The 10,586-nt window shown below is 60.5% G+C and carries 6 protein-coding genes; all 6 read right to left on the bottom strand.

Annotated elements, in window-relative coordinates:
• Nucleotides 1-1,353 (bottom strand): DEAD/DEAH box helicase (locus AC1D34_RS19690; protein WP_476825091.1); only part of this gene is annotated, 1,353 nt, incomplete at its 3' end.
• Entirely contained in the window at nt 1,353-2,072 is a 720-nt protein-coding gene (locus AC1D34_RS19685; protein ID WP_476825090.1) for a hypothetical protein, read from the bottom strand. The genes AC1D34_RS19690 and AC1D34_RS19685, both read right to left, overlap by 1 nt.
• Nucleotides 2,069-5,179 (bottom strand): protein DpdH, encoded by a 3,111-nt coding sequence (dpdH, locus tag AC1D34_RS19680; RefSeq protein WP_476825089.1) that lies wholly within the window; start codon nt 5,177-5,179, stop codon nt 2,069-2,071. Before dpdH ends, AC1D34_RS19685 begins: the two co-directional genes overlap by 4 nt.
• On the bottom strand, nt 5,179-6,075 hold the full coding sequence (gene dpdG / locus AC1D34_RS19675; protein WP_476825088.1) for a protein DpdG: 897 nt from the start codon (nt 6,073-6,075) through the stop codon (nt 5,179-5,181). The genes dpdH and dpdG overlap by 1 nt, the downstream gene beginning before the upstream one ends.
• Nucleotides 6,072-8,648, bottom strand: coding sequence for a protein DpdF (dpdF, locus tag AC1D34_RS19670; protein ID WP_476825087.1), 2,577 nt, complete (start codon nt 8,646-8,648; stop codon nt 6,072-6,074). Before dpdF ends, dpdG begins: the two co-directional genes overlap by 4 nt.
• A complete protein-coding gene (locus AC1D34_RS19665; RefSeq protein ID WP_476825086.1) occupies nt 8,645-10,429 on the bottom strand; it encodes a helicase-related protein in 1,785 nt (594 codons plus the stop codon). Before AC1D34_RS19665 ends, dpdF begins: the two co-directional genes overlap by 4 nt.
• Nucleotides 10,430-10,586 lie beyond the last annotated feature (157 nt).

Below are 10,586 nucleotides of genomic sequence, written 5' to 3'. Positions count from 1 at the left end.
AGCGGGAGCAATCTCGGCACAGGCGACCTCGGACAGGCCGACCAAACGGGCGAAGAAGCGAGCGCCGTCGTTCAACGTCGCCGACAGGCCCACAAAGCTCACTGGCCGTCTGAGCAGCCACCGCCAACGGCGAATGAGGTAGGCCACCTGAGCGCCGGACGTGCCTACATAGGTGTGCACCTCATCCAGCAGCATCATCTCGACCGGACGGGTGGCTTGGTCGCCGACGCCGAACAGATGGCGATAGCGCCCGTCACCTAGTCGCTGATTGAGCATTTCGGTGGTGGTGAAGAGAATGTCGGGGCACTCTCGTTCAGCCCGCTCGCGCGTCAGGACGACTTCGTCGCTCGCGATTGTGCCATCGCAACTCGCGCAGCGAAGTCGTTCTCGCTTCGCGAGACGGTCGGCGTCATGCCAGACCATGTCGCCGAGGCAATTATCGGTCGGGCAGCGGATGTAATCGCAGATGACGCCGCCTCCGGTAGTCCGCCAACCGGACTTGGTGTTGCGTGCATAGGCAGCGCTATGGGGCGTCGGACCAAAAAACGTGCCGATCAATATTTTGCGCCGCCCTTTCGCTGCTAGCGCCGCATCGAGGCGCCGCGCTTGCGAATATACTTCGGCGAACTGGTCCTTCAGAAGTTCGTTGCGTGGATATAGCGCCAGAACCTTGACCCAGCGAGCCGCGAGAGGGTCTGCTTCAATATGCGCAGCAACGCGCGAAAGCRCGGGCAGATAAAAGGCCAGCGTCTTGCCACTGCCGGTGCCGGCGCTGACCAGCGTTGCCGAGGATCGCTCGCCGAAGCCACCAAGAATCCGCGCGGTCGCCTTGACCTGAAAGTCGGCGAGAACAAAACGATCTCCGTAGCTTTGGAGCAGCGCAGCGAGCGCCTGGGGCGCCGTCACATTACTCGTAGCTGCTTGAATTGCCGCGAGTGCCTCCACCACACTCTTGTCGCGCCTTGGATAGCTTCGCCGCCGCCACAGGAAGCGGAAATCGGCGACCAGTGTCGGTGCATTTTGCCAGAGGAGGGGGCCGGCATGTTTCGGGAAAAGCTGTCGCAAGCGAAAGCAGAGCCGAACGGCCTCGGCCATTCGCGAGCGGTATCTCGGTTCGTCGTCTGCCCCGACATTGAAGACGAGTGCGCGTTGGAGGAGCGCTTCGATAACGTCGCTTGCGCCCGAATAGGTCACCCCGGCGCCCGCCACCGGGTCATCGAGCAACGGATCAATGATCGAGTGCATCTCGCCGACCGAGACAAAGCTATCGACCAGGCCCCAAGTAAGAAGGCGCGCTTCGCGTTGCTCGACCATATCGAGCACAGTGGTCAGCAGATCGTCATTGCCCGCCATTATCGCGCCGGAACAATGCGGTAAGAGGCATAGGCATTATTGAGCTTTAGCCAGTCGACCACAGCAGGCGTTAGGTGCGTCAGCGTGGCGCCGCCTAACTGCACAGCCGCCAGAAACGCCTTCACCTCTGCTGGTACATTGAAGTCAAACTCGCCGGCGATGGCCTTCAATTCGGTGGCTATTTGCTTCGCTCGAGAGATCTCCGCTTCACTGGACGGCATGATCTCGAAGGCGGCACGGAACGCCTGATATTTGGTTTCGTAGCGCTGGAACGCCGCGCGGTTCTGGTCGGTCCAGGCGATCCGGCCGCGTACCACCGCAGGCGGGTCGCCAGTAAACACTTCAGCGCGATAGTCCCGCCAGGAGGACTTGGCTTCGCTGCTCGCGTCGGCTGTGGACGTTCCGATCTCTCGCAGAAGGGTGGTCCAGGCGGTTCCCTTCTTCAGTGTTGCGGATCTGGTATCTTCGGCGAGTTTGTCCCGCAGGTTTGCGGCTCGGGCGCGCGCGGCTGTGACCGACGAGGGGGTCTTGGCTGGGATGCCCGCCTTTGCCAACAACTGACATTGCGCAAGGCTATAGTCGAAGGCATCGACTTCCTTGGCTAGTTCGTTGCGCAAATCGGTAAGCAGTCCGGTTTCCTGGACGTTCGATGCCATCGCATCGAGGGCAACTAAGCTGGCGCGCAGTGCGGCCGCCCTGGCTGGAAGCGTTGAACTCATGACGAAGCTTCCGCGGTAGCTTGGGTGAGAGCAAGCCGGTCGAACAACGTCGTGATTTCCGCGGCAACAACGCTGGGATCGGATTGCCTGCGCGCCGCCTCCTGCTTGGCTACGCGCGGCGCTCCGAGTGAGACCAGCGTGTCAGCAGCTTGCAGGAACGCCAGCGTACGCTTGATTAGTCCAAGGTCGATCGCGCCGAGCGCATTCAGCAGTTTGCCCAATTGCTCGCGTTCGACCTCATCGACGATAGCAGCCGCGTTCACCAATTCAGCATAGGGGCTTGCCTGAAACTCGTTCAGGCTGCGCACGAAGCCGGCGACATCGAAGTTGGCCTGGCTCGGCCAGCACTGCGTCTTCTGCAGGAGATGGACGATCTCTTTGAGGTCGTTGACAAAGGCGCTCTTGTCCAATTTCTCCTCGTCCAGAAATTCTCCAATCTCCTCGCGAAATTGGCGCAACAATTGAATGACTGCCTGGACGCGATCCCAAATCCGGCCTTCGTTCAGGGTCGGCAGGAAGATGCGGATGTCCTCCGACACGCCTTCTGGCAATGTGGGCCTTGCCTCCGCCTCAAGTTGAAGCGCATCGAATATCCGTACCAAGTCGATCGCAAATGGTTTCCGCCCTGCGTCCCCCTGATAACTGGCCGCGCGATCGCGCAAGGCATCCTGCAGCAGAGGACGGATGTCGCGCCCATTGCTTCCTCTGAGCGCATTTGCCCGCAATTGATCCCAATTCGCCTCGATGATCGCGCCGTCTAGCGGAGGCGGCTGTTCGAACAGACATTGGAGCATGGGTTGTGGCCCGGCGACACGCAGCGGCGGCTGCATTCCCGTAATGCGGGCCTGGGTAAGCAGCGCATTGCCGATGAAGTAGGAGGCAGCCTGCGCGTCAGCGACCAACATAGGCTGTAACTGCGCGCGTAGCTCTTCGATGATCTGCGTGGCTGCGACATAGTCATCATCCCCTTCGGGATAGTCCCAAGCGCTATCGTGATGCTTGAAGCGGAGCGCCCCGAGCAGGCCCTGGCGAAGCGAGCCATCCTCGTCGCGCTGGTCCTTGCAGACGGTGAGGATGCGCCCGACCGTCGGATTGTTACTTGCACCGGCAATCCAAAGCCACGAGCCCTTGATCTCGCTCTCCGGGATGCGCAGGCCCGACCAATCGATCGACTTCTGTAACATCTCGGCGAGCGCGTTGCGAAGGGCACGGGCATCCGCCTGCAACAAGGTTTCGCTCTGCGCCCAACGGTCAAGCTTCCCAATCCAGGCCGCGATCCGCGGATCTTGCGTGACCCCGACTGAAGGCGGTGGGGACGGCACGGGTGCGTCGCCGGCCAACGCCACATTACCCCTGGCTTCTGGCGCGTGCTCCACCTTCTTCTCATATCTTATCCGAGTCAGATCTTCCGCTGTAGGCAGGCCGAAGGTGCTGAAGACGAGTGGCGAGACTTGTGCTAGCGCCTTGGCATCGGGCGCATCACCTGCCCAGATTGCTAGCGCACTCTGTAGCCGCTTTTTCGTGGGATCAGGTGCACTCAACTGCCGCACGAGACCGGCGAGATATCCGTTGGGCTGAAGGCCATGGTATTGAGCCGGCGGAAATTCGCCTTGCACGTAACAATTGCGATCAAGCAGTGTGTTACGCAGGATCTCGTTAATCACGCGGCGCGGGTTGAAGGTCAACTTGCCGTTTTCGACAAGATGTTGTGCTGCGAGGCGCTCGATCGCGTCGCGGTTGAACGGGAAAAGTGGCTGGCCAGCGCTCGAATAGCCAAAGGCCTCAAGCGCCGCGGCCTCGTCCTCGCTACGGCCGTCATCTTCCCAGGTGCTTAGTGAGGTAGTTTTCTGATCGAGTTGGAAGCGGGCCTTGAGCCCGTCTTCGCCCCAGCGCGCCGCATTCAGATACGCCCCGACCATCTCCACGATCGCAGCTTTGATCTCCGCTTCGGAGCGTTGCGCGCCGCCAATCATCCAAACCCGCTGAGCACGAGTCAGAATTGTTTCGCGCGATGTCAGATAACCGTCGGTAAGCGCAAGCGCAGTGCGCATTGTCGCGTAGAGTTGTTTGCCGTCGCGCGTGCCTTCCTGGATGCAGACGCTGAGCAGCGCTTCTTGAATGCCCGAAAGTGCGGCGAAATCCTCGACGAGAAGGACAAGTTCCTTACCCTCTTCGAACAAGGTTTCTCGCACGCCGAGGATGATGTCCTGAAGCGTCAAGCCGCCACTGCTTTGCTCTAGATGGAAGACATGGCTGATCGCACGATCGACCACTGAGTTCAGAAGTTTGGCGATCGGCTCGCGCCTCGCCGCATCTGCCACCGCGATCTGCGACAAATAGTAGCTGCGAACTGGGAGTGCTGCCGCGCCGATATCCACGGTCTCCGGGACTAGAAGATCGTCGCCGGAAAATTGGGTATCGGTCTCTCCGCCGACGCTTTCCTCATCGCGCCCCTTGATGGCGCGACTGATTATGCGGCTGAAAACAGCGCTCGCATAGTGATCGTGGAGCACGGCGTCGCGGAACAGCTTGGGAAGCTGCTCGGCATGTCCAATCAGCGGCCGGAGTTCCGCGCCACGGCTCTGGTCTTGCACGACTTGCGCGCGCATTTCCTTCGCCCGTTCGAGCAGAGCATTCTGCAGTTCTGCGACGAAGCGGATGATGACCTGGTCGGTATCGACCTCAGCGACCGCCCTGTTCAATTCCTCACGGGGCTTGGCATAGCGTGGGTTGTTGGCTAGCGGCGCGAGGATAAGTTCGACAACCTTACGAAGGCTGGCACTTTTAGGCACCCGAATAACGAGCAGGTTCTGATAGCGTTTGGAGCGCTGAAGCTGCGCGTCGAGCCATCGGATGATGTGCGACTTGCCGACGCCGGAAGGCCCGGTAATGGGGCACAATATGTAGCCGGCCGGGACGTCGTCACTGAGGAAGGCATCTACCAACTGCTTTTCAGTGGCCACGGACTCGCGATTGGTTACAGCGGCGCGTGCAATAAGCTGGGTGGGCTGGTGGACGGCCAAGAGCACCGAGACATCTGCGGTCTCAGCCTCATTCTTGATGCAGGCGTTCACTTCGCGTGCTTGCGGCCAATAGGCTTCGAGCATTACCGCGCTTTCCTCGTCATGATGATGTGGCTGAAGTCGCGCCACCGTCTGCCGCCCCGACCTACAAGCGAGGCGCCATCACCGGCGTCACTGCGCTGCTCAAGCTGGACTGTTCCCTCGCGATCCAGGCGCTGAAGCGCACGCGATAGCGAGGTCGACAGACTTCCGGGATCGGGCTTGGGCCAAGCCGATTCCTTCAACGCAGCTTCGACATCGCGGCGATACTTCCCGCCGTCGAGCACTGGAAGCGCATTTGCGGCGCGTTCGAGGAACTCTCTTGCTAGCAAGTTTGTCGCGCTCCCGAAGATGTCGGGAAGCGCGTCGCGTAGTGCTTCGGTCGGGTCGACGTCCCAGGTGGTCGTATCTCGCGCAAACCCCAAATAAGGCATCCAAGCACGCAGCCCATTCCAACGCGTGTCGTTCTGCACGACGGTGGTGCCATCGGAATCCATCAGTTGGCGCTTGAGCAAGCCCTCCCAACCTTTGGTCGTCGAAGGGAGCGTGTAGACGTCCTGCGCCAGCATCCAGGCAGTGCCTTTCGAGAAGTCCGCGCTCCTTGCGCCTTCCGCATCCCAGAATCTCGCATTGTTATCCGCACGCAGCGCGATCGTTCGCGCGACCCCGGGCAGCCGCGCTTCCGCTACATCGGGTTTGCTGCCCAGCACGCTCCTATAAGGCTCGGCGATTGAGAACGACTCCTTACCGGCCTGAAACAAACCAAGGTCGCTCCACCGCGTCAGCGTACGGTTGAGATGACTCGCATCCACAGCACTCACCGCGCTACCGCAGGCAAGGAGCAATTGGTCCTGGTCGCGAGGCGTGAAGCGGACCGCAGCACGCACGAGAACAATCAGGACATTGTAGAGCCCGTCGCTCGGTCGGTTGAGTATCGTCACGATCGAGCTCCGCGCAAAAACTGCTCAAGGGTCAGGACATTGGTTCCAGTGTCGCCGAGACGCCGCAAGGGATGCGAGGGGTCCGGGGCCATACGAGACGCAAGGATTACATGGACCGGCCGACGAAGCTCGAGCAGCGCACGATCAATTTGCACACTGTCGAATAGGGTGACGCGCGGCAACTGATACGTTGAAGGACGTCGGATTTCCTCCTCTAGGTTCTGCAAAAACAGCGTAGCATCGGGCGCTCGCTTGTGAAGCGAGGCCAGCCTTGGCTCGCGGAGGCGATAAGCCAGCGAGACGCAARGTTCGCGAATGCCAAAGGTAGAAACGAGATTGTCTAGCGCTAAGTAGGTGCTGCGATCATCGAGGTCGCCCGCCGCGAGAATGAGGATTGGTACGTCCAAATCGAGTTGGGGGAAGCGATTTGTCCAGGCCGAACGATCGCACAAACCCACGCCCTCTATGCCAAGCGCGACTGGCTCCGAGTAGGAATGCGTAGGGCCACCTTCCAGCCGGTCGACCGGGCATCCGCCACAGGCTCGCGAGACGATGACGGTGCGTCCAGGTGTGTGGTTACGGTAGAGACGGTCGAGCAACACAGAGAACTCGACCGAACCAGATAAGAGTTCGCGCAGGAGCTTTTGGCTGGAGTTGGACGCTTTGAATGCGCGGGTTCGTTCGGCACCAAGGCTTTGGGAGAAAATTTGCTTGTCACGGTGACCAAGTTGGCTGAGTTGGACTACGGTGTGCCGAAAGTAGTCCGCCCAATCCTCCTCGTTTGAGGCGTCGAAACTGCCACCAGCGGCGCTTTCGAGTTCGGCGAAGCGCGTCGGCGATTGCGATTCAAGCTGCAGCATTTTTGCACGCGCCATCATAATCAGTGTGCGCATGTTCCACGCTTGATTGTAATCGGATTCCTGCCGCAGTCGTTCGGGCACGGTGGCCAAATCGATTTCGCGCAGGAGGCCGACCTCGTCCAGCTTCGTGCTGCGGTCGAACATCGCCGCCCAGCGTTCAAACGCCAAATCGTCACTGATGAGCGAGGGTGCGGCAATGTCCTTCGCAACCTCAATGTCACCCTCGGCATAGATCAGGAACGACGCCGAGCGGCAGCCGTCGCGACCGCCTCGCCCAACTTCTTGGTAGAAGCGATCGAGCGTCTCGGGCACCGCGGCGTGGAGAATAGTGCGCACGTCGCGCTTATCGATACCAACGCCGAAGGCGGAGGTCGCAACGATGCCGTCGAGTTCATTCTTTGCCCAGGCGTTAATCACGGCTACGCGCTGGTGATGCGGCGTCTCACCATGAAAGGCGGCGATCCGACTATAGCCCTGTTCCTTCAGAACCCTGAGCCAGTCCCGCGCATCGTCTCTCTTAGTGACGTAGAGGATGAACGGCCGTGGCGCGTGGCGAAGTGCCTCGAGTACCTTGGCTTGCTTGCGTTCCGGGTGGTCCTCCTGATGCACCCAATACTGAGGTTCTGGGCGCAGAAGGATGGAAGCTACCATTTGCACAGTCCGGGCCGGACCAAAGAGCGCATCGATCGTCTCGATCGTGTCGGGTGCAAGCGTTGCCGACATCAGGACCGTTCGGAACTTTGTGGTAGGTGTTGCCGCAAGCAAGCCGCGCCGAACCCCGGCTAGCATCTGGAAGGCTGGTCGGAAGCCGTCACCCCATTGGCTTACCAAATGCGCYTCATCGATGACGAAATAAGCAAGCAGATTGAATCGCGCCGCCTCGWAGAGCGCAGGCAATAACGCGCCCACCACCGCTTCCGGGGAACAGTAAAGTACACCCTGACGGCCCGCGCGGATCGCGGCTTTAATATTGCTACGGGACTCGGGTGAGAGACCGGAGTGCCATGCAAGTTCAGGGATGGGTTGCCCCGGAAAGCGCCTTTCCAGCAGGTCCGCCATCTGACGGGCTTGATCGAGAACCAGGGCCGTCGTTGGCACGATGCAAAGTGTCAGACCAGCCTCGAGACCACGTGCGAGCACTGGAGCCTGGGCCACTAAGCTTTTGCCAGATCCTGTCGGTAGTCCGACGATCAAGGTCTCCCCTCGCGGCAATAGCAGCGCGCTACGCACTGCCTCGCGCTGCCCTGGCGACACGAAATGAGTGAAGCCGCTGGCCTCGCCTAGGAACGGATCGATCGGTCGTTCCCAGTTGCTGCGCACATTGCTCTCAGCAAACACATCCTCGAACACCGGTTGGTCCGACGGCGGAAGCCAATTAGGTTTCCAGGGTCGCGCATCGATTAGGCCGAAGCCGTCCTTCTCGCTGTGTAAGCGAATTCCATAGCTCGCCCAATCAGCGGACTTGGGCCAACCGGGAGCCAGCGGCACGCGCAAATGTGCAACACCGTTCGATCGCAGAGACTCGCGACGCAGCACATGGCGAAGCAGCGGTGCGAGATCTGCGCTGCCGATGAGGCGGCCCACCGTCTGGGATCGGCGCAGGATCTGGCAGATGCGATCGAACACACCATCGTTGCCGCCGGCGGGCAACGCGTAGTCCTGCCAATCGGTCAGGACGTCGTGAAGCGATGAGAAGTCAAGCGAGTGGCTCACACGCCCCCCATTACGCGCTCGGTCGCCGTAACATTCCCGGTCAGGAATATGGCACCGATAGTTTCGAGGCGGACCTCGGGTCGCACGATACCTTGCCGCATGGCGGCGGCGAGCGCACGCTCGAGGCTGAGTTGACCAGCGCCGCTCGTCGGGTCCCGCCTCAGTCGCACTTCCAACTGGCTGAGGCGGCCATAGTCAGCTTCCGCGGCCTCTGCGTCTGCCACCCGCAGTCGAGCGACGAAATCGGGGTCACTGCGCAGTCGATACTCGGCTTCGCGGCGCCCTTTGAAGCACAACTCCTCCCAATGGGCGACCTCGTCGATCCCGAGGGCCTTCACACGCTGCCACCGCCGTGCGTTGATATTGATATCTCGATAGCTGCTCTTTGTTGATTTGTGTGCCCGGTATGGGCGCTCAAGGGCCGCCTTCAGTTCACTCTGCGAAACAGGTGTCAACGAAGCGTCGAGCCAAATTGTCGAGAATAACGGCGCGAGCACGAGATCGCCGCGGCGTCGAAGGGCGGCTCGAGCCGCAACGGAGCCTCCCCCAAGCATTTCGAGGGCCTGGTATGCTTCGCTCAGATTGACTTCGACCAAAAAGTCGAAGCGAAGGAAGACATCGGCAGCCTGACCTGCTGAATAGTTCACGTCCTCGCGCCACATGGCGAAGGAGCGACCCCGGTCATCAGCGCTGGTGATCGCGCCGACCCCCGTCAGAAACGGCTCGCCATAGCGCAGCAATCGAACTTTGGATTCGCGCCCGCGTCGGCTCAAAACGGTGCGTCGCTGGAAGCTATAGGGAACCGTTTTGATCACCCGGCCAAACGTCGGATCAGACTGCAGATCGAGCGCGCTGGCACACTCCGCCATGAACACCGGCAACGGCAGTAGCGTGTGGCTCCGATCGGTTGAATAACGATAGCGAAACGGCGCCGCTCGCTGATCACCGTCCCTCGCCTCACCAATTTGGAGACGAGCAAACATTAGCGTCTGCTCGAGCCAAAGGGTCGTATCGTCAGCGATTAGCCGCCAGTCGTCATCGACGATGCACAATCGTTCGACTAAGTCCGTGGGGGGCGTCCCGAGCGCATCCAGCGCATCCTGTTGATCGATCGCCTTGATCTCTTGTTCAATCCGGCCTTCGTCGCCGCCATGAACTTGCGTCAAGGCCTCAAGCGCTGCGGGTCCATCTCCGAAGAGGGCAGGCGGCAGTTCGCGGACCGTCTGATTAATCAGATATTGCAGGCTTGCGACCGATCGATCGAAGATCTTGAGCGCTTCATCGAGATAGCGCGTCCACGCGATCTCGAGCGGATCATCCTCGCAAACTAGGAGGATCGAGCGCACCGAATCGCCTGAACCATACCGATCGACGCGACCAAGGCGTTGCTCGATACGATTTGGGTTCAGCGGCGTGTCATAGTGGACGACGATCTTGCGACCACCCTGGAGATTGAGCCCCTCCTCGGCGCGACGGTCGCAGACGAGAACGCAGCGTGCGGGATCCTCGTTGAACCGCATCCAACGATCGTCCTGCGGGTCATGACGGTCGATCGGGCACTCGAGCGCGGAACGCAAATGCTCAACAAGCGCATCAGCCGTTTTCGCATCGGTGCAGAAAACAACGCACTTACCCCGCTGAGCTATCGCAGACTCTAGCACCTCGATGAGCGCCGTGGCGCGGTCTTTAAAATGGCCGGGCCGCGCTAGTAATCTCGGAATGTCGGCGAACGTTTCCCCATCTCCGACCATTTCGGCGCGCCGGGCGAGAAAGCCGACCATGCCCGCACCAGATGCAGGATATTGCGAGGCGCGATCGAGGACTTGCCAGAAGGCGCTGTGTCTGCGCCTTAGCGGGTCAGCCTCGGTAGCCAGATGTGCGGTTGCTTCGGCGAACTTCCAGTCGTCGATCGTGGTTGTGAGCGCGCGTCGGTCGGCG

The sequence above is a fragment of the Allobosea sp. P1_A7 genome, from assembly GCF_056406775.1.
Note: the sequence above shows the minus strand (reverse complement) of the source record. Positions and strands in the feature narration are given on the sequence as shown.